General features: G+C 71.4%; 24 protein-coding genes. 18 read left to right on the top strand and 6 right to left on the bottom strand.

Annotated elements, in window-relative coordinates:
- Window positions 1–48: 48 nt before the first annotated feature.
- The 8 genes from pcaH (at window position 49) to LPW41_RS00585 (ending at window position 6,618) form a co-directional block, all read left to right on the top strand.
- Window positions 49–858: a protocatechuate 3,4-dioxygenase subunit beta gene (gene pcaH / locus LPW41_RS00620; RefSeq protein WP_144831334.1), complete on the top strand. Its 810-nt coding sequence runs from the start codon at window positions 49–51 to the stop codon at window positions 856–858.
- A gap of 88 nt (window positions 859–946) precedes the next feature.
- The gene (gene pcaG / locus LPW41_RS00615; RefSeq protein ID WP_230703849.1) at window positions 947–1,504 is read left to right on the top strand and encodes a protocatechuate 3,4-dioxygenase subunit alpha; all 558 of its coding nucleotides are present in this window, start codon (window positions 947–949) and stop codon (window positions 1,502–1,504) included.
- Complete coding sequence (locus tag LPW41_RS00610) at window positions 1,494–2,864, top strand: lyase family protein (RefSeq protein WP_230703848.1); 1,371 nt, start codon at window positions 1,494–1,496, stop codon at window positions 2,862–2,864. The genes pcaG and LPW41_RS00610 overlap by 11 nt, the downstream gene beginning before the upstream one ends.
- Window positions 2,861–3,649, top strand: a complete 789-nt coding sequence (locus LPW41_RS00605) for an alpha/beta fold hydrolase (protein ID WP_144831343.1) — start codon at window positions 2,861–2,863, stop codon at window positions 3,647–3,649. Before LPW41_RS00610 ends, LPW41_RS00605 begins: the two co-directional genes overlap by 4 nt.
- The gene (gene pcaC, locus LPW41_RS00600) at window positions 3,649–4,065 is read left to right on the top strand and encodes a 4-carboxymuconolactone decarboxylase (protein WP_144831346.1); all 417 of its coding nucleotides are present in this window, start codon (window positions 3,649–3,651) and stop codon (window positions 4,063–4,065) included. Before LPW41_RS00605 ends, pcaC begins: the two co-directional genes overlap by 1 nt.
- On the top strand, window positions 4,062–4,805 hold the full coding sequence (locus LPW41_RS00595; protein WP_144831348.1) for a 3-oxoacid CoA-transferase subunit A: 744 nt from the start codon (window positions 4,062–4,064) through the stop codon (window positions 4,803–4,805). The genes pcaC and LPW41_RS00595 overlap by 4 nt, the downstream gene beginning before the upstream one ends.
- Window positions 4,802–5,449, top strand: a complete 648-nt coding sequence (locus LPW41_RS00590; RefSeq protein ID WP_144831351.1) for a 3-oxoacid CoA-transferase subunit B — start codon at window positions 4,802–4,804, stop codon at window positions 5,447–5,449. Before LPW41_RS00595 ends, LPW41_RS00590 begins: the two co-directional genes overlap by 4 nt.
- 2 nt (window positions 5,450–5,451) lie before the next feature.
- Window positions 5,452–6,618, top strand: coding sequence for a thiolase family protein (locus LPW41_RS00585; RefSeq protein ID WP_230703847.1), 1,167 nt, complete (start codon window positions 5,452–5,454; stop codon window positions 6,616–6,618).
- Between the two features lie 174 nt (window positions 6,619–6,792).
- Here LPW41_RS00585 and LPW41_RS00580 read toward each other — a convergent pair whose 3' ends face one another.
- Complete coding sequence (locus LPW41_RS00580; protein WP_154097101.1) at window positions 6,793–8,112, bottom strand: cytochrome P450; 1,320 nt, start codon at window positions 8,110–8,112, stop codon at window positions 6,793–6,795.
- 129 nt (window positions 8,113–8,241) lie between these two features.
- Between LPW41_RS00580 and LPW41_RS00575 the strand changes: the two genes are divergently transcribed.
- From LPW41_RS00575 to LPW41_RS00560, 4 genes are all read left to right on the top strand, one after another.
- The gene (locus LPW41_RS00575; protein ID WP_154097102.1) at window positions 8,242–8,631 is read left to right on the top strand and encodes an ester cyclase; all 390 of its coding nucleotides are present in this window, start codon (window positions 8,242–8,244) and stop codon (window positions 8,629–8,631) included.
- Between the two features lie 121 nt (window positions 8,632–8,752).
- Window positions 8,753–9,037, top strand: coding sequence for a hypothetical protein (locus tag LPW41_RS00570; RefSeq protein ID WP_187358442.1), 285 nt, complete (start codon window positions 8,753–8,755; stop codon window positions 9,035–9,037).
- Window positions 9,034–9,471, top strand: coding sequence for a BLUF domain-containing protein (locus LPW41_RS00565; protein ID WP_154097103.1), 438 nt, complete (start codon window positions 9,034–9,036; stop codon window positions 9,469–9,471). Before LPW41_RS00570 ends, LPW41_RS00565 begins: the two co-directional genes overlap by 4 nt.
- Window positions 9,472–9,498: 27 nt before the next feature.
- Window positions 9,499–10,134, top strand: coding sequence for a Pr6Pr family membrane protein (locus tag LPW41_RS00560; protein ID WP_154097104.1), 636 nt, complete (start codon window positions 9,499–9,501; stop codon window positions 10,132–10,134).
- Here the strand turns inward: LPW41_RS00560 and LPW41_RS00555 are convergent.
- Window positions 10,129–10,833, bottom strand: a complete 705-nt coding sequence (locus LPW41_RS00555; protein WP_230703846.1) for an SGNH/GDSL hydrolase family protein — start codon at window positions 10,831–10,833, stop codon at window positions 10,129–10,131. The two genes, LPW41_RS00560 and LPW41_RS00555, sit on opposite strands and share 6 nt — an antisense overlap.
- 38 nt (window positions 10,834–10,871) lie before the next feature.
- Entirely contained in the window at window positions 10,872–11,450 is a 579-nt protein-coding gene (locus LPW41_RS00550; RefSeq protein ID WP_230703845.1) for a YdeI family protein, read from the bottom strand.
- 122 nt (window positions 11,451–11,572) lie between these two features.
- On the opposite strand from LPW41_RS00550, the gene LPW41_RS00545 reads away from it, so the two are divergent.
- The 3 genes from LPW41_RS00545 to LPW41_RS00535 all read left to right on the top strand — a co-directional run bounded on the left by LPW41_RS00545 (window position 11,573) and on the right by LPW41_RS00535 (window position 13,099).
- A complete protein-coding gene (locus LPW41_RS00545) occupies window positions 11,573–11,932 on the top strand; it encodes a hypothetical protein (RefSeq protein ID WP_154097106.1) in 360 nt (119 codons plus the stop codon).
- Between the two features lie 184 nt (window positions 11,933–12,116).
- Complete coding sequence (locus LPW41_RS00540; RefSeq protein WP_187358443.1) at window positions 12,117–12,287, top strand: hypothetical protein; 171 nt, start codon at window positions 12,117–12,119, stop codon at window positions 12,285–12,287.
- Window positions 12,288–12,337: 50 nt separating this feature from the next.
- Window positions 12,338–13,099: an SDR family NAD(P)-dependent oxidoreductase gene (locus LPW41_RS00535; RefSeq protein WP_154097107.1), complete on the top strand. Its 762-nt coding sequence runs from the start codon at window positions 12,338–12,340 to the stop codon at window positions 13,097–13,099.
- Window positions 13,100–13,102: 3 nt separating this feature from the next.
- Here LPW41_RS00535 and LPW41_RS00530 read toward each other — a convergent pair whose 3' ends face one another.
- Together LPW41_RS00530 and aqpZ are read right to left on the bottom strand one after the other, a co-directional pair.
- Window positions 13,103–13,816, bottom strand: coding sequence for a TetR/AcrR family transcriptional regulator C-terminal domain-containing protein (locus LPW41_RS00530; RefSeq protein WP_154097108.1), 714 nt, complete (start codon window positions 13,814–13,816; stop codon window positions 13,103–13,105).
- Between the two features lie 126 nt (window positions 13,817–13,942).
- On the bottom strand, window positions 13,943–14,761 hold the full coding sequence (gene aqpZ / locus LPW41_RS00525; RefSeq protein ID WP_154097109.1) for an aquaporin Z: 819 nt from the start codon (window positions 14,759–14,761) through the stop codon (window positions 13,943–13,945).
- A gap of 318 nt (window positions 14,762–15,079) precedes the next feature.
- On the opposite strand from aqpZ, the gene LPW41_RS00520 reads away from it, so the two are divergent.
- From LPW41_RS00520 to LPW41_RS00510, 3 genes are all read left to right on the top strand, one after another.
- Complete coding sequence (locus LPW41_RS00520) at window positions 15,080–15,565, top strand: Asp23/Gls24 family envelope stress response protein (RefSeq protein WP_230703844.1); 486 nt, start codon at window positions 15,080–15,082, stop codon at window positions 15,563–15,565.
- A gap of 210 nt (window positions 15,566–15,775) precedes the next feature.
- Window positions 15,776–16,186 (top strand): MFS transporter permease, encoded by a 411-nt coding sequence (locus LPW41_RS00515; protein WP_154097111.1) that lies wholly within the window; start codon window positions 15,776–15,778, stop codon window positions 16,184–16,186.
- 76 nt (window positions 16,187–16,262) lie between these two features.
- Window positions 16,263–16,811 carry a cysteine hydrolase family protein gene (locus tag LPW41_RS00510; RefSeq protein WP_154097112.1) on the top strand — a complete coding sequence of 183 codons (549 nt, stop codon included), beginning with the start codon at window positions 16,263–16,265 and terminating at the stop codon, window positions 16,809–16,811.
- 5 nt (window positions 16,812–16,816) lie between these two features.
- Here LPW41_RS00510 and LPW41_RS00505 read toward each other — a convergent pair whose 3' ends face one another.
- A complete protein-coding gene (locus tag LPW41_RS00505) occupies window positions 16,817–17,512 on the bottom strand; it encodes a FadR/GntR family transcriptional regulator (RefSeq protein WP_154097113.1) in 696 nt (231 codons plus the stop codon).
- Between the last annotated feature and the right edge of the window lie 19 nt (window positions 17,513–17,531).

Raw genomic sequence — 17,531 nt, 5'->3', positions numbered from 1 at the left:
CCACGATGCGGGGCGGTGACGGAGCATGGAGGGGTCGAAGGAGACCCCATGACGAACGCCCCCGCCGCGGCCCCCGAATCGCTGCTGGCCGCTCCCGACCAGGCGACGCAAGACGAGATCGTCCGCGAGATCCAGGCCCGCCATGCCCAGCTCGACGCTCTCGACGCCACGGGCGAGCGCGTCGCCGCGACCGCGCACGACTTTCCGGCCTACCGGTCGAGCGTGCTGCGGCATCCGACCAAGAATCCGAAGCTCGTCGACCCCGAGACCATCGAGCTGTTCTCGCCCGCGTTCGGCCAGCGCGACGTCGCGGCCATCGAGTCGGACCTCACCCTGCAGCACGCGGGGGAGCCGCTGGGCGAGCGCATGACGGTGCAGGGGCGGCTGCTCGATTCGTGGGGGCGCCCGGTGGCGAACCAGCTCATCGAGATCTGGCAGGCGAACTCGGCCGGTCGTTACATCCACCAGCGGGACCAGCACCCCGCGCCCCTCGACCCGAACTTCACGGGCGCCGGCCGCGCGGTCACGAACGACAACGGTGAGTACCGCTTCACGACCATCAAGCCCGGCCCCTACCCCTGGAAGAACCACCGCAACGCGTGGCGTCCGGCGCACATCCACTTCTCGGTGTTCGGGTCGTCGTTCACGCAGCGGCTGGTGACGCAGATGTACTTCCCGGGCGACCCGCTGTTCGCGCTCGACCCGATCTACAACTCCATCCACCGCCAGAAGGACCGCGACGCCCTCGTGGGCGTCTACGACCACGACCTCACCTCGCCCGAGTGGGCGACGGGGTACCGCTTCGACATCGTGGTCGACGGACCGGACGCGACCTACTTCGAGGCAGAGGACGAGTGACATGACGACGACACCGACGCACGACGTGGTCCCTGAGCCTGTCGATGGGGTTCCTGAGCCTGTCGAAGGACGAGCAGGAGGGCGACGAGTGATCCCCGCCAAGACGCACCGCGCCACCCCCGGCCAGACGGTCGGGCCGTTCTTCGCCTACGGCCTGGAGTTCCCGAAGCAGCACGAGGTCGTCTTCCCGCACTCGCCCGGCGCGATCGTGCTCTCGGGCACGGTGTACGACGGGGCGGGAGCGCCGATCCCCGACGCCCTCGTGGAGATCTTCGGGGCGGATGCCGACGGCTCCGTGCCCCGCGCGCGCGGCGCGTTCCGCCGTGACGACCACACCTTCACCGGGTTCGGACGCGCCTTCACCGACGACGAGGGGCGCTACTCGTTCTGGACGCGCGAGCCGGGCGGCATCCGGGGTCGTGCGGGGTTCTTCGCGGCCATCGTGTTCGCGCGCGGGCTCCCCGACAAGCTGCACACGCGCATCTACTCGCCCGCCGACGACGACGCTCTCGCCGCCGATCCGTTGCTGTCCGCGCTGACGTCGCAGGAGCGCGCTAGCCTCGTCGCGACCCGGACGCCCGACGGGTACCTGTCGCACGACATCCGGTTGCAGGGCGAGAACGAGACGGTGTTCCTTGCCTTCTGAGCCTCTCCCGCGCATCGACCTCGGGCTGCTCTCGCCCGTGAGCGTCGGTCACGACGCCTTGCTGTCCGACGAGTTCGTGCTGACCACGATGATCCGTGTCGAGTGCGCGCTGGTCGCGGCCTACGTCGCGGTGGGGGCCGCCCCGCGTGAGGCGCGCGCGGAGATCGATCACGTCTTCGGAATCGACGAGAAGTACGCCTCGCCCGTGCGGGCTCTCGACGTCGATGCGCTCGTGCGCGACGCGGTCGCCGGGGGAAACCCCGTGATCCCCCTCGTGGGTGCGCTCAAGGCCCAGGTGCCGGCCGAGCACCGCGGGTGGATCCACCGCGGGGCGACGAGCCAAGACGTGCTCGACACCGCGCTCATGGTGGTCGCCCGCCGCGCGGTCGAGCAGACGCGCCGCTCGGTCGCCAACGCCGCCGTCTGGGCCCGACAGCTCGCCACCGCGCACGCCGACGAGGTCGCCGCAGCGCGCACCCTCACGCAGCACGCGGTGCCCACCACGGTCGGGGCGCGCGCCGCGACCTGGGCGCGCGGACTCGAGCGGGCCGTCGTGCGGCTCGACGCCCTGGTCTTCCCCGCGCAGCTCGCGGGGGCGGGCGGAACGCTCGCGTCGTTCGTCGAGATCACCGGATCGACGGATGCCGCCGACGCCCTGCCCGCGGCCTTCGCCCGGGCGCTCGAGCTCGACGCCCCCGACGCACCTTGGCACGTGACGCGCTGGCCCGTGACCGAGATCGGCGACGCCCTCGTGCAGGCCATCGATGCGCTCGGCAAGACGGCCGCCGACGTCGCGACCCTCAGCCGCACCGAGATCGGCGAGGTGTCGGAGGGCGTGGGCGGCGGATCGTCGGCCATGCCCCAGAAGCAGAACCCCGCCGAGGCGGTGCTCATCCGCTCGGCCGCCCTGCGCGCCCCCCAGCTGGGCGCGACCCTGCACCTGGCCTCGGCCCTCGCGGTCGACGAGCGCCCCGACGGCGCCTGGCACGCCGAATGGCCGACGCTGCGCGAGCTCCTGCGCCTGGCGGTCGGCGCCGCGGCGCACGGGTCGTCGTTGCTCGCTCACCTGCGCGTCGACGCCAGAGCCGCGACGGCCAACGCTGGTCTGACCGGCGGGCGCCTCGTCAGCGAGCGTCTGCGGGGCGTGCTCGTGCCGCTCATCGGCGCCGAGCGTTTCGCGGCCCTGCTCGACGGCGACGACGACCTCGCCCCGCGCCTGCGGGCGCTGCCCGAGGCGGCCGACCTCGACATCGACGCGCTACTCGATCCGGCCGCCTACGTCGGCCTCGCGCCCCGCCTCGCCCGCGGCACCGGCCACGCCGGCGGAGGCACCGCGCACGACGAAGGAGCCGACGCATGAGCCTCATCGCCCTGACCGAGCCCGTCGGACCGGTCGACGCACCCCTCGTCGTGCTCGGGCCGTCGCTCGGCACCTCGACCATCCTGTGGGACGACGTCGTGCCCCTGCTCGCCGACGACTATCGCGTCGCCGCGTGGGACCTCCCCGGCCACGGGGCCGGCCCGATCGCGCGCGAGGCGTTCACGGTCGCGGATCTCGCGGATGCCGTGGCCGCCACGATCCCTGATGACACGTTCCTCTACGCCGGGGTCTCCCTCGGCGGGGCGACGGGCCTCGAGCTCGCCCGGCGTCACGGCACCCGGCTGCGGGGCGCCGCCATCGTGGCATCCGGAGCCGTGCTCGGAGATGCCGCATCGTGGACCGAGCGAGCCGCCCAGGCACGGTCGCAGAGCACCTCGAGCCTCATCGTCGGCTCGGCCCAGCGCTGGTTCGCGCCCGAGTCGATGGCCCGCCGCCCCGAGCTGAGCGGCCGCCTGCTGCACGCGCTGCAGGACGCCGACGACGACAGCTACGCCCGGTGCTGCGAGGCGCTCGCCGCGTACGACGTGCGCTCCACGCTGGGCGAGATGGCGGTTCCCGTGCTCGCCGCGTGGGGAGCGTTCGACCAGGTCGCCCCCGAATCCAAGGCCGTCGAGATCGCCGAGGGCGTGCAGCGCGGGAGCGTCGCGCGCATCGACGACGCCGGCCACCTTCCCCCGGCCGAACAGCCCGAGGCCGTCGCGGCTCTGCTGCGGTCGTTCTTCGCCTCCGTCTCGACGACCTCGTCTTCCCGAAAGGACGCCTGATGCCCACCGATCAGGAACGCCACGACCAGGGCATGACCGTGCGCCGGGCCGTGCTGAGCGACGCGCACGTCGATCGCTCGATCGCCGCGACCACCGACCTCACCGCCGACTGGCAGGACTTCATCACGCGCGTCGCATGGGGAGACGTGTGGTCACGGCCCGACCTCGACCGCCGCTCGCGCTCGATCGCGGTGCTGAGCTCGCTCATCGCACACGGCCACCATGAGGAGCTCGCGATGCACCTGCGCGCGGCGCTGCGCAACGGCCTGAGCGTCGAGGAGATCCGCGAGGTCATCCTGCAGTCGGCGATCTACTCCGGCGTGCCGGCGGCCAACTCGGCCTTCCGCATCGCGTCGGAGGTCTTCGCGACGCCCGAACCGGCTCCGTCGGAGACGAACGAGGAGGCCGCGCCGTGATCGACAAGACCGTTCCCGACGTCGCGGCCGCCGTCGCCGGCATCGCCGACGGGGCCACCGTGATGATCGGCGGCTTCGGTCGCGCCGGGCAGCCCGTCGAGCTGATCGACGCGCTGATCGCTCACGGGGCCGGCGACCTCACCGTCGTCAACAACAACGCCGGCAACGGCGACACCGGACTCGCGGCCCTGCTCGCCGCCGGTCAGGTGCGCAAGATGATCTGCTCGTTCCCGCGCCAGAGCGACTCGTGGGTGTTCGACGGCCTGTACCGCGACGGCAAGGTCGAACTCGAGCTCGTGCCGCAGGGCAACCTCGCCGAGCGCATCCGCGCCGCGGGCGCCGGCATCGGCGGGTTCTTCACCCCCACCGGCTTCGGGACGCAGCTCGCCGAGGGCAAGGAGACGCGGCGTATCGACGGCCGCGACTACGTGCTCGAATACCCCATCCACGCCGACGTCGCGCTCGTGAGCGCCCGCGCCGCCGACCGCTGGGGCAACCTCGTCTACCGCGAGACCGCCCGCAACTTCGGGCCCATCATGGCCGCCGCCGCCACGACCACCGTCGTGCAGGTCGACGAGATCGTGCCACTCGGCTCCCTCGACCCCGAGGCCGTCGTGACCCCCGGCCTGTACGTCGATCGCGTCGTCGCGGTCGGCGAGCGGGCGTGGCTGCGCGACGGCGCCTTCGTCGGCGGCGTCGACATCGAGGGCCGGGCCCTGGCCCCTGAGGAGGAAGCATGACCACCCGCATCTCGCGGCGCGATCTCGCCGCCCGCGTGGCATCCGACATCCCCGAGGGCGCCGTCGTCAACCTCGGCATCGGAGCGCCGACCCTCGTCGCCGACTACCTGCCCGCGGGGCTCGAGATCGTTCTGCACACCGAGAACGGCATGCTCGGCATGGGCCCCGCCCCCAAGTGCGGCCGGGTCGACCCCGACCTCATCAACGCGGGCAAGCAGCCCGTCACCGCGCTCGCGGGGGCCGCCTACTTCCACCACGCCGACTCGTTCGCCATGATGCGCGGCGGGCACCTCGACGTGTGCGTGCTCGGTGCGTTCCAGGTGTCGGCCGGCGGCGACCTCGCCAACTGGTCGACCGGCGAGCCCGGCGCGATCCCGGCCGTCGGCGGGGCGATGGACCTCGCGATCGGCGCGAAAGACGTCTACGTCATGACCGATCTGCTCACCAAGGGCGGCGAGCCCAAGCTCGTCGCCGCCTGCACCTACCCGCTGACCGGGGTGGGCTGCGTCTCGCGGGTCTACACCGACCACGGCGTCTTCGACGTCACGCCCGACGGTTTCCGCGTGCGCGAACTGTTCGGCGACAACACCCACGCCGAGATCGAGCACCTCCTCGGTCTGACCCTTCTCGACCCGGAGAGCTGACCATGCCCGCTTCGTTCGTGTACGACGCCGTCCGCACCCCCTTCGCCCGCCACGCGAAGGCCTTCGCCGATGTGCGCCCCGATGATCTGGCCGCCACCGTCATGGCATCCGTCGTCGAACGCACCGGCCTCGACCCCGCGCGCATCGAAGACGTCATCTTCGGCGATGCGAACCAAGCCGGCGAAGACAACCGCAACGTCGCGCGCTTCGGCGCGCTGCTCGCGGGCTTCCCCTCGTCGGTGCCCGGCACGACCATCAACCGCCTGTGCGGATCGTCGCTGGATGCCGTGATCCAGGGCTCGCGCGCGATCGAGGCGGGCGATGCCGAGGTGATCCTCGCGGGCGGCGTCGAGTCGATGACGCGGGCCCCGTTCGTGGTCGAGAAGAGCCCGCGGCCCTTCCCCGCCGCCAACCAGACGATGTGGAACACCTCGATCGGCTGGCGCATGACGAACCCGCGCCTGCGGAAGGACTGGACGATCTCCAACGGCGAGAGCGCCGAGAAGCTCGCCGAGATCTACGACATCTCCCGCGAGGAGCAGGACGAATTCGCCGCCCGCAGCCACCGCCTCGCCGCGGCCGCGTGGGCCGAGGGGCGCTTCGACGACGAGATCGTGCAGGTCGAGGGGCACGCGCTCGCGCGCGACGAAGGCATCCGCGACGACTCCACCGCCGAGGTGCTGGCGGGCCTGCGCTCGGCCTTCCGGCAGGGCGGGTCGGTCACCGCGGGCAATTCCTCGCCCATCAACGACGGCGCGTCGGCGGTGCTGCTGGGCGCGGAGGGGGCACTGGATGCCGAGCCCTTGGCCCGCATCGCCGGCCGGGCCGCGTTCGGCAACGACCCCGACGTGTTCGGCGTCGCTCCCGTCGAGGCGGCGAACCGCGCTCTCGCCCGCGCCGGCAAGACGTGGGGCGACGTGTCGTTCGTCGAGCTCAACGAGGCGTTCGCGTCGCAGACCCTGGCGTGCGCGAAGCTGTGGACCGAGCTCGACCCCGCCCGTCTCAACGAGAACGGGGGAGCGATCGCGATCGGTCACCCCCTCGGCGCCTCGGGCGGCCGCATCATCGCGCGCGCGGCCCACGAGCTGAAGCGCCGCGGCGGGGGCGTCGCGGTCGCGGCGATCTGCATCGGTGTGGGGCAGGGGCTCGCGGTGGTGCTCGAGCGCTGACGGCGGGGCGCCGGCGCCACTGTCGAGCGCCCGCGCTGCACGGACGCGCTTACGAAGGTGATCGTCCCTACCTGTGGATAACTCTGTGGATCGTTGTGGAGAAAGCCCGGTTCTCTGTGCATCCAGGTTGTGGAAAACCGCCGCTACGGACCAACCTTCGAAACTACACGCGTGTCATTTCGAGCCCAGTCCGAAGTGGAACGGGCACGACGACGGCGCGTCGGCGCGGCGCACGCGACCTCCGGAACGCGGCTTGGTCGGCATCCGTCTCCTGTTCACCTCGAGTCCGCGGCCGCTGATGCGCAGGCGCGGGTCGCTGAGGACGGCGATGGATGCTGCGAGCCCGGCGATCGCGAGCTTCTCGCCGGGGCAGCGGTGACCGGTGCGCACGTCGGCACCGCCGTGGGGGACGAACGCCTTCAGCGCCTCGTAGTCGTCGACGCCGACGAAGCGCTCGGGAGCGAAATCGGAGGGGCGCTCCCACTCGCGGGTGTCGGTGTCGGTGCCGAGGATGTCGAGCACGACCCGCCCGCCGGCGGGCACGCGCTGACCGTCGAGCTCGATGTCGGTCTCGGCCCACGCGGGCAGCATCGGCACGAAGGGGGCGGTGCGACGGATCTCCTGCGCGAAGGCCGTCGCGAGCTCTCCGCCCACGAGCGTCCCGCGTTCGGCCGTCTCGGCGGCGATGCGCTCACGCCACTCGGGCCGGTCGTGCAGCTCTTTCGCAGCGAAGGCGACGAAGCGCGACACCGCGATCATCGGGCGGAAGCTGTTCTGCAGCTCGATCCCCGCGGTCTTCGCGGGCAGGAGCTCGCCGTCTTCGTCGCGATGGTGCGCCCAGGCGTGCAGGGCCGTGTTCTCCGCGGGGTGCAGGGTGCCTGCACGCACCGCGTCGATCAGCTCGGCGGCGTGGCGGTCCGACCAGCGGCGGTTCAGCAGCGCGAGCGCGAACTCGGGCGAGTAGGGGACGCCGAACCCGTCGACGATCTGCGCCTGCCGCTTCGCCCAGCGGGTCTGCGCGGCAGCGGTGCCGGGGATCCCCGCCCAGCGCATGATCGCGCGACCGAGGGCTCCCACGGCGGCGTCGTACGCCGACCGCTCGCCGCCGGCGATCCAGGCTTCGCGCTCCCCCTGCCACTGCCGATCGAGCTCGGGAAGCAGCCGCTGCACCTCGGCGTCGTCGTACAGCACGTCGACGAAGGCCGCCTTGCGGTGGCGGTGCTCGGTGCCGTCGAGGCTGTGCACCGAGCCGTGGCCGAAGAGCGACTCCTGGATGAAGGCGGGCATGGCGCCGTGGCGACGGATGCGCGACTCGTCGTAGAAAAGATCCACGCCCTCCTCACCTCGGACGAACAGCGCCTCGCGCCCGAGCAGACGGAACGGCACGGCGCGCGCGCCGCGGTCCGCGCGGCGCCACAGGCGCGAACCGAAGCCGTAGCCGCGCACCAGCAGCGAGAGGGAGTCGTCACGGAAGAGGGCGAGGGGGGATGCCATGTCCCCACGGTTCCACGAGGATTCCGGGCGGCCGAGGGGGCGGCGTTCTGAAACGCCCTGTGATAGCGAGGGGTCGTATTCGAGCGCTCTGTAGTGCCGACACCGCGGCATCCGCTCGATAATGGAGGGGTGGAGGCCTGGGAGACGCGCGAGTGGTTCGCCGACTTCCTCGACGCGTACAACCGTCACGACATCGAGGCCGTGCGCGGCTTCCTCCACCCGGCTGTGCGCCGCGCTCACCTGCCGGCGGGGGCCGAGGCCTGGATCGCCGACTACGCCGAACTGCTGCACGGGTTTCCCGACTGGCAGGCCAAGCGCATCCAGCTGATCGTCGAAGACGACCGCCTCGCCGTGCACCTGCGCGCGGGCGGCACGCACACGGGCACCTTCGCGCACCTGCCGGCCACGCGTCGGCGGGTGAACCTCGCCTCGTTCGCGATGTACCGCGTCGAGCGGGGACTCATCGTCGAGGCGACCGGAACCGACGACGCGGAGCAGCTTCGAGCCGCCATCTCGTGAGCGATTCGCACATCGCGACAGGGGTCGGATGAGCGATCTGTCAAGGCCCGCTCAGTGTCCGAGGTGCCAGGTACGGTCGCTCGTGCCCGGTTTCCATCCTCGGGCGAAAGGAGCGGTGACCATGGGGTCTCCAGACCGCCCCGGCGCCGGAGTCGTGTGGGCTCGTGTCGAAGAGGGTTTCCACGTCGGTAGCCGCAAGGGCGTCTTCCTCGGCTACATCGATCGTCAGCCCGGCGGCACCTTCCTCGCCTACGACGGTCGCTCCCGTCTCGTCGGCAGCTTCCGCGCCCTCACCGCCGCCATGGCCGCCGTCACGAATGGCCAACCTCCCCAAGACGCCGAAATCACCCTGTCCGAGGTGCGCGTGCCCGCGCCGCGATCCATCAATGGCGGGGGTGACGCATGAGCGAACCACTGGTCTCCGTCTCGTACGTCAGCACGGCGACCGAACCGTTCGACGACGACCGCCTGGCCGAGCTGCTCGCGCAGAGCCGCCGCTCGAACCACGAGCACGACCTGACCGGCATGCTGCTGTATCGCCGGGGCCGCTTCTTCCAGGTTTTGGAAGGGTCGACGGATGCCGTGGACGAGCTCATGACGAAGATCCGTCGCGACCCGCGGCACGCCGAGGTGCGGGTGCTGCTGTCCGAAGAGATCGACGAGCGCCGCTTCTCGGAATGGACAATGGGCTACGAGCCGATCGGCGTTCCCTCCACCCCGGCGCCCGAGGGCTTCCGCGACACGTTCGACGACCTCGAGTCCGACGACGAAGACGACGCGATCCGCGCCGTGCGCGAGCTGACGGTGTGGTTCCGAGCGCGGACGACCGAAGAGGCCTGAGCTTCTCTCTCGCGTTATGGTCGCGGGGTGAGCCTCGACACCACCCGCAGCGGAGGGCGCTCGCGTGCCCTGGCCCGGATCGTGGTCGGCGTTCTCGTCGTCGCCGTGGTGGCGTACTCGTACGCGCTGCGCATCGTCGCCGACGACGGCAACCCCTTCGACTTCTTCGGCTACTTCACCAATCAGACGAGCGCTCTGACGGCTCTCGTGCTGATCGTCGTGGGCGGTCTGGGGCTCGCTCGCCGCTCCGTTCCGCGGGTCGTGACGCTGGCGTGGGCGATCGGCGCGGCATGCCTCGTGGTCGTCGCGGTCGTCTACAACGGGCTCGTGCCGGGCACGGGCTCGGCGCCGCCGTGGGTGAGCGTGACGCTGCACGTCGTGTTCCCCGTGCTCGTCGTGGCCGACGTCGCGACGGCTCCCGATCGGCCCCGGCTCGCGTGGCGCCAGCTCTGGTGGGTTCTGCCCTACCCGCTCGCGTGGATCACCGTCGTCGTCGTGCGAGGGGCCACCGACGGATGGGTTCCCTACGGCTTCCTTCTGCCCGAGCGCGGCCTCGCGTCGCTCGTCCTGCACGTGGGCGGCATCCTGACGCTGCTGCTCCTCGCCGCGGCGGGCGTCTGGGCGCTCGGTCGGCGGGGATCGTCGCGACCGCTGTCGTCATAGCGGCGGGTCGAGGGCGCGGAGCGCGGCATCCATCTGCTCCGCCATGTGGGCGTAGCCGGTGTCGTTGGGGTGCAGGCCGTCGCCGGCCATCCAGCTGTCGGGGTCGTCGGCGTAGTGGCCGTCGAGCCATCGGCTGGCTCCGTCGATGTGATCGGCCCCGATGCGCGCGGCGGCGTCTTCGACCCACCCCGAGATGACCTCGAGCGAGGCCGGCCGGTCGGCGGTGTACCAGAACGGTTCGATGACGACGATGCGTGCCGCGGGCAGGGCGTCGCGCAGCCGATGCAGGTCGCTGTCGATGGTGGCGTGGATCTCGTCGGCGCGCTCGTCGTAGCTGAAGTTGTCGTTCAGGCCCATCGTGACGAAGACGATGTCGGGGTGGTCGGCGATCACGAGCGCGGGGACGTCGTCGAGACCGTTGCGCAGGCGCGCGCGGAGGTTCACGAAGCCGAGGCCGTTCTCGCTGTGGTTGATCTCGCGCCAGCCCCGGTCGACGGAGATGATCGTCGACCACCGTTCGTTCGATGAAGTGGCGCCGGTGCCGCGGGTGTACGAGTCGCCGTAGAACGACACGACCGGTCCGTCGGTGGGCGTCGTATACGCCGGCACCTCGGCGGAGGGCGCGGCGGGGGCGCACGCGACCAGACCGAGCATGACGGATGCCGTCAGAGCGACGTTCCGCAGGAGTCTGGTGCGCATGTGCCCATTCTCGTCGGCGCCGACGGCCGCGGGGCCTTTCAGCTCGGCTGCGGACCGCCCCCGCCCTCGAGTGCGGCCACGTGCTTCGCGATGCGCGCGGCCCGCGTCGTGTCGGTCGCGGCGGTGACGACCGGGTGCAGCACCGAGTAGCGCTCCGCCTTCGTGAGTGCGGCGAACGCGCGGGCGGCCGCGGGGGAGGCGTCGAGGGCCTGTTGCAGCTCGGGTGGCACCTCGATGTCGGCCGAGCCGGCGTACGCGCGGTCCCATCGCCCGTCGGCCTGCGCGCGGGCGATCTCGTCGGCGCCGCGGGGTCGCATGCGGCCTTCGTCGGCCAAACGGGCGACGATGTCGACGTTGCGCTTCGACCACATCGACCGCGCGCGGCGGGGAGTGAAGTGCTGGCGGAAGGTCGCGGCATCCCGGGACTGCTTGCGCCCGTCGATCCAGCCGCTGCACAGGGCTTCGTCGAGCGCCTGCGCGTAGGTCAGGGTGGTGGGCTCGACGGTGCCCTTCTTGGCGAGCACGAGCCACACGCCGTCGCTGGTGCCCTCGTGCGCGTCGAGCCACGCGCGCCACGCGGCGGCGTCGTCGACGGTGAGCTCGGGTGCCTCGGCCATGATCGCTCCTTCGTGCGCCTCTTCGTCGGACACTAGCGGTCGCCTCCGACATCGCCCTATCGGAGTGCGGTCGCCCGGGCAACCGGCCCCCCGCCGCGCCCCGGAACGACGAGCATGTGGGAATGCGATGTGTGACCTATGCCGGCGAGACCGTGACCACGACCGACGACGTGGCGGAGGCGCTCGTGCAGCTCACCGCATCGATCGCCGCAGAGGGGCAGGCCGAGGCCGTGAGCATCCCGATCGTCACCGCGCGCGGAGATCACGAAGAAGCCGAGCTGGTGATCGGCGTCGGCAACGACGTGCTCAGCGCTCCGGCCTCCTGGGACGGCGAAGAGCCGGACTTCTCGTGGGCCGCGCACGAGCTGCGCCAGCACAAGCGCTTCCCCCAGGCGCCCGCCGTCGCCGTCGAACAGCCCGACGCGGACGAGAACCCCGACGCCTTCTGGGACCCCGACCTCGAGGGCTTCACCCGCGCCTGACACGCATCTGCCGGGGGAGCTCGTCAAGCCCGCCTCGGGCGCCGGGCTCAGCCGTAGCGTGAGGCATCCACGTCGGAGGCGACCGGTTCATCGTCCCGGCGGCGGAGCCCCGGACAGTCCGGGTGGTGCAGCCGTTTCGCGGTACCGCCCGGACGCTCGCTCGAGATCGGACAGGAAGCCGCCCATGAACGCGTTCGCGATCGGAGACACCGTCGAGATCTCCGGACCCGTCATGTCCGGCAACGTCGGCACTGTCGTCTACCTCGACGAGAAGCGCGGCACGTACCTCGTGCGCTTCGGCGGGGTGACGCAGAACTACTTCTCGCCCGCCGACCTGAAACCTTACTCGTCCTGACCCGGCCCGCACCCTCTCCGGTCGACGTTCGCGTCGGTCAGGATGGACCCATGCAGCACTCCCTCGTCACCGGCGCCTCGCGCGGAATCGGTCGCGCCATCGCCATCGCCCTCAGCACGCGCGGCGACCGCGTGGCCGTGCACTACGCCAGCGACCGCGACGCCGCCGAGGAGACGCTCGCGCAACTGCACGGCGAGGGGCACGTGCTCGTGACCGGAGACCTGTCCGACCCGGCGGTGGCCGCGCGGGTCGTCGACGAGGCACTGTCGGGGCTCGGGCGCATCGACGTGCTCGTCAACAACGCCGCGATCGCGCCGAACGCCGAGACGTCGCACCCGATCGCCACGACCGCGTACGAGGCCTGGCACCGCGTGTGGGAGCGGATGGTGGCCGTCGACCTGCTGGCCCCGGCGAACGTTGCCTTCCTCGTCGCGCGGTCGATGATCGACCGCGGCATCGAGGGCGCGATCGTCAACGTCGGCTCGCGCGGAGCGTTCCGCGGAGAACCCGAGTTCCCCGCGTACGGCGCGGCGAAGGCGGGATTGCACGCGATGGGGCAATCGCTCGCGGTCGCCCTCGCGCCTCACGGCATTTCGGTCACCACTGTCGCGCCGGGCTTCGTCGGCACCGACCGGCAGCAGCAGAAGCTGACGGGGGAGGTCGGCGACGGCATCCGGTCCCAGAGCCCCTTCGGTCGCGTTGCGGAGCCGGCAGAGGTGGCGGATGCCGTGGTCTACCTCAGTTCGCCGCAGTCGCAGTGGGCGTCAGGAGCGATCCTCGACCTGAACGGGGCGTCGCACCTGCGCACGTGAGTGCTACTGCGACATCTCCCGATCGAGGCGGTCCAGCAGGGACTCGAGGGCGACCTCGAACTCCTCGTCGGCGCGATCCTCGCTGAGCAGGGAACGCAGGCGCATGACCTGCGGCAGGTCGTCGACCTCGCGCTCGCCGTCGCTCTGCGGCACGTCGGCGCCACCCTCGTCCAGGGGTTCTTCCACCGGCCCGGTCTCGGCACCGCGCACGGCCGCCTCGAGCAGTAGCTGGCCCAGGAGGAAGCTGCTGAACGCGCGGTAGGCGTCGACGGCCTGCTGGTCGCTGAAACCGAAGTCGATCAGCGACGCGAGGAAGATCTCGACCACCTCGACGCTGCGCAGCGGCGGACGCAACCACGGCGCGGCGGGGTGGCGCGTCGCGATGAGCGGGAAGGCTCGCGGGTGCTCGACCGCGACGCGGCGCACCTCGTGCGCGGTCACCTGCATGAACCGCTGCCAGCTGTCGCCCCGGGCGTCGCGCAACGCCGCCGTGAGCCCCGTCATGAGCACGTCGACCACGCCTTCGAGCAGATCTTCGCGCCCGTTCACGTAGCGGTAGAGCGACATGGCTTCAACGTCCAAGGCTTTGGCGAGGTTGCGCATCGACAGTCCGGCCAGGCCGTCGTCGTCGATCCGCTCCAGAGCGCACGCGATGATGGCCTCGCGGCTCAGCCGGGGCGTGGCCGAGTCGGTGATATCTCGTGTGTGGCGGATCATGTGGCTTCCCGATGGTGTGGGTGTCCATGGTGACGCGTCGAGGGGGCAGGCTCGGGTCTGCTTGCGCGATGCCGCATCCGTGGGCTAGTCCCGAGCCTACCGCCGTGTTCAGAGTCGTCATCCGGCTCACGCGGCCTGGACGACCCGTCGCCCGAGCACGCGCACGATGAGGCCTGCCACCGCTGCACCGACGATCGGCGCGACGATGAACACCCACAGCTGCGACACGGGCAGCGCGCCGCCGTACACGGCCGTCGCGATCGAGCGCGCCGGGTTCACCGAGGTGTTCGAGGCCGGGATGCTGATGAGGTGGATCAGCGTGAGCGTCAGGCCGATGCCGATGGGGGTGAAGGTGACGTACTCCTTCTTCGCGGTGATCGAGAGGATGACGGCGATGAAGACACCGGTGAGCACCGCCTCGGTGACGAACACGGCGGCAAGACCGAACCCGCCGGGGCTGCCCTCGCCGAATCCGTTCGAGGCGAAGCCGGTCGATTCGGCGGCGGCCAGGGCTCCGTCTTTGCCCGACAGCACCAGGGCGAGCACGCTCGTGGCGACCACGCCGCCGAGGATCTGCGCGAGCAGGTAACCCGGCACGTGGCGGGCGTCGGTGCGGCCGGCGGCGAGCAGACCGAGTGTGACCGCGGGGTTGAAGTGGCCGCCCGAGACGTGGCCGACGGCGGCGATGCCGGCGACGAGCGTCAGCCCGAACGCGAGTGCGACGCCGAGGAACCCGACACCGGCCTGGTTGTCGTCGGCGCTGGGGAAGTTGGCAGCGAAGAGAGCGGTTCCGACGCCGCCCAGGACGAGCAAGAACGTGCCGAAGAACTCGGCCGCGTAGCGCGCGAGCGATGACCACTGCGGCGCATTCTGGGCCTGCTGTTCGACCGTCGAGTCCTGCACGGCGACCGGTTCATTGCGCTTTTCGTTCTTCTTCTTCCCCATGGCGGTGAGCGCTCCTTTCGTGGCCGACCAAGTGCCGGCGTCGCGATGTGGACGTCGCCGCGGGCGCATTCGTCACGCGCGACTTTCTTCGATCAGGTGACCGCCACGACACCACGATGGCCGTCGCGCGCCCTCTGCGCGCGGTCTTGACCGGCCCGCGATCACTGGGATATACGGCGTAAGCCTATGCGTTCTCATACATATCGCGCGGCGCTTTTCAACCCCCGCGTGACGGAACGGCCGCCCGGTACGTCTGTTCTGTGTAGGCGAATTCGCCGCCCCGGAACCGACCGGGTACCGCGCTCGAGAGGAACCGAAATGGCTGAGAACGCTCCCGTCACCACCGACACTCCCGCTGCGCGAAATGTCTCGCAGGCAGCATCCCGCATCAACCGCCCTCTCGGAGGGCGCGGCCCCGAGGCGCACGCCGAGGGCAAGACGACGATCGCCGACGGCGTGGTCGCCAAGGTCGCCGGCATCGCAGCCCGCGAGGTCGCCGGGGTGTACGCGCTGGGAGGCGGAGGCGCTCGCGCGTTCGGCGCGATCCGTGACGCGATCAACGCCACCGACCTGACGCAGGGCGTCAAGGTCGAGGTCGGCGAGACGCAGGCCGCGGCCGACGTGACGGTCGTCATCGAATACGGCGCGCAGATCCAGGAGGTCGCCGACCAGGTGCGCGCTCGCGTCGCCGGCGCGATCGAGCGCTTCGTGGGGCTCGACGTGGTCGAGGTGAATGTCGATGTGAACGACGTGCACGTGCCGGGTGACGACGACCACGACGACGACGAGTCGCGCGTTCACTGACCCCTCGGGGGCGGAGCGCCGCGCGGCCGTGCGGCCACGGCATCCGCCCCCTCCCTCTTCGCGGTGCGCGCTCCGCACCCTCCACCGACCTCGCCGATCGAAAGGACTCGACATGATCGACCCGTCCTTCCCGTCGCTTCTGATCCCGGATGCCGCGACCGCGCGCCCCGCGCGCTCCGTGCGCCAGGCGAGCCATCGAGGAGGCCTGTCGTGAAGACGTCGAGTCGGGCTTTTGTCCGTCGCCCGCGCGGCGTCTACATCGCCACGGGCGTCGGCCTCGTCATCGTGGTGCTGATCGCGCTGGGCCTGTTCCTGCCGCTGACCGGATTCCTGGCCGCGACGACCGCCAGTACGGCGGGACTCGTGCCGTTCCCCGTGCTGAGCGTCACCGGCGTGACGCTGCTCGGCCTCGTGCTCGTCGCGGGTGCGCTGCTGCTCGCGCTCACCCGCCGTCGCCCCGCCGCCGCCTGGGTGTGGGCGGTGCTGGCGGTCCTGATCTCGTTCGCGGTGACGGTCTTCCCGATCGTCGCCGTCGCCGTCGGTTCGGCTGACCGCGCCGCCGACATCGGCCCGATCATCGGTGATCTGTGGGGTCGGCTGTCGGGTCTGCTCCCCTCATGACCCGGGTGGATTGACGCCCGCCGTGCCGGGTGATCGACTGGATTTCGCGCCGCGACGGCGCGGAGAGGCGTGACCCATGCACCCCGTGCTCGTCATCATCGACATCCAGCGCGATTACTTCCCCGACGGCCGGCATCCGCTCGTGGATCCGGATGCCGCGGCGGACGCGGCCTCGGCCGTGCTCGCGCATCAGCGTGCCCAGGGTGGCCCGGTGATCCACGTGCGTCACGAGAGCCCCGCGGGTGGGGGCTTCCTCGAGGTCGGAACGGATGGCGCCGAGATCGACGACCGCGTCGCCCCCGCCGGCGATGAGGTCGTGATCGTCAAGCACTCTCCGAACTCCTTCGTCGGCACCGACCTGCGCGAGCGGCTGCAGGAGCTGGGCCGGCGTCCGCTGCTCGTGGTCGGCATGATGACGAGCACGTGCGTGGACGCCACCGTCCGCGCCGCCCTCGACCTCGGACACGACGTGTCGGTGGTGGCCGACGCGTGTGCCGCGCCGGAGCTGTCATACGGCGGAGCCGCCGTCGACGGGGCGAGCGTGCACGCGGCGTTCCTCGCCGCGCTGTCGGGCGCGGGGGCGACGGTCGTGACGAGCGCGGACGTCGTCGCGGCCCCGGCCTGAGTCGCTCAGCGCCGAGAGGCCTCCGCCGCGAGAGAGCGCTGCAGCGGTTCGTAGTGGGCCACGACCGCGCGGCGGTAGGCCTCCACATCACCCGCGAGGGCGGCGTCGAGCATCTCGCCGTGCGCGGCCGCGGTCAGGCGGATGTCATCGGGCATCGGGATCTCGAGCAGCGGGATGACCGCCGTGTGCACGTCCCAGAACGCCCCCACCAACTGCTCGGCGAGGCGGTTCCCGGTCGCGGCGAACAGCTTCGTATGGAAGGCGCGGTCCGCTTCGAGGAAGCTCTCGCCACGCTCGGCGCGGCGAACCATCTCGGCGACCAGGGCTCGGAGTGCATCGGCATCCGCGTCTCCCGCGTGGGCGCGTTCGACCACGAGCTCGGCGAGGGCGAGGTCGAGGGCGACTCGCACCTCGACGACCTCCCGCAGGGCGTCCATCGACCCGTCGGGCGAGAGCACGCCGCGGAAGACGAGCGCTTCGACCATGGGGTCGAGCGACATCCCGCCGACGAAGGTGCCGTGGCCGTAGCGCACCTCCACGATGTCGAGTGTCGCGAGCGTGCGCATGGCCTCACGGACCGATGAGCGCGAGACGCCGAGGGTCTCGCAGAGCTCGGCCTCGGTGGGCAGCAGATCGCCGGGCTTGAGGTCTCGGGTCAGGATCAGTTGCTTGATCTGATCCGCTGTCGTGGATCGTCGCATGCGCGACGCCTGTCGGTCG

Source organism: Microbacterium sp. JC 701, assembly GCF_021026215.1.
Lineage (GTDB): Bacteria > Actinomycetota > Actinomycetes > Actinomycetales > Microbacteriaceae > Microbacterium > Microbacterium algihabitans.
Note: the sequence above shows the minus strand (reverse complement) of the source record. Positions and strands in the feature narration are given on the sequence as shown.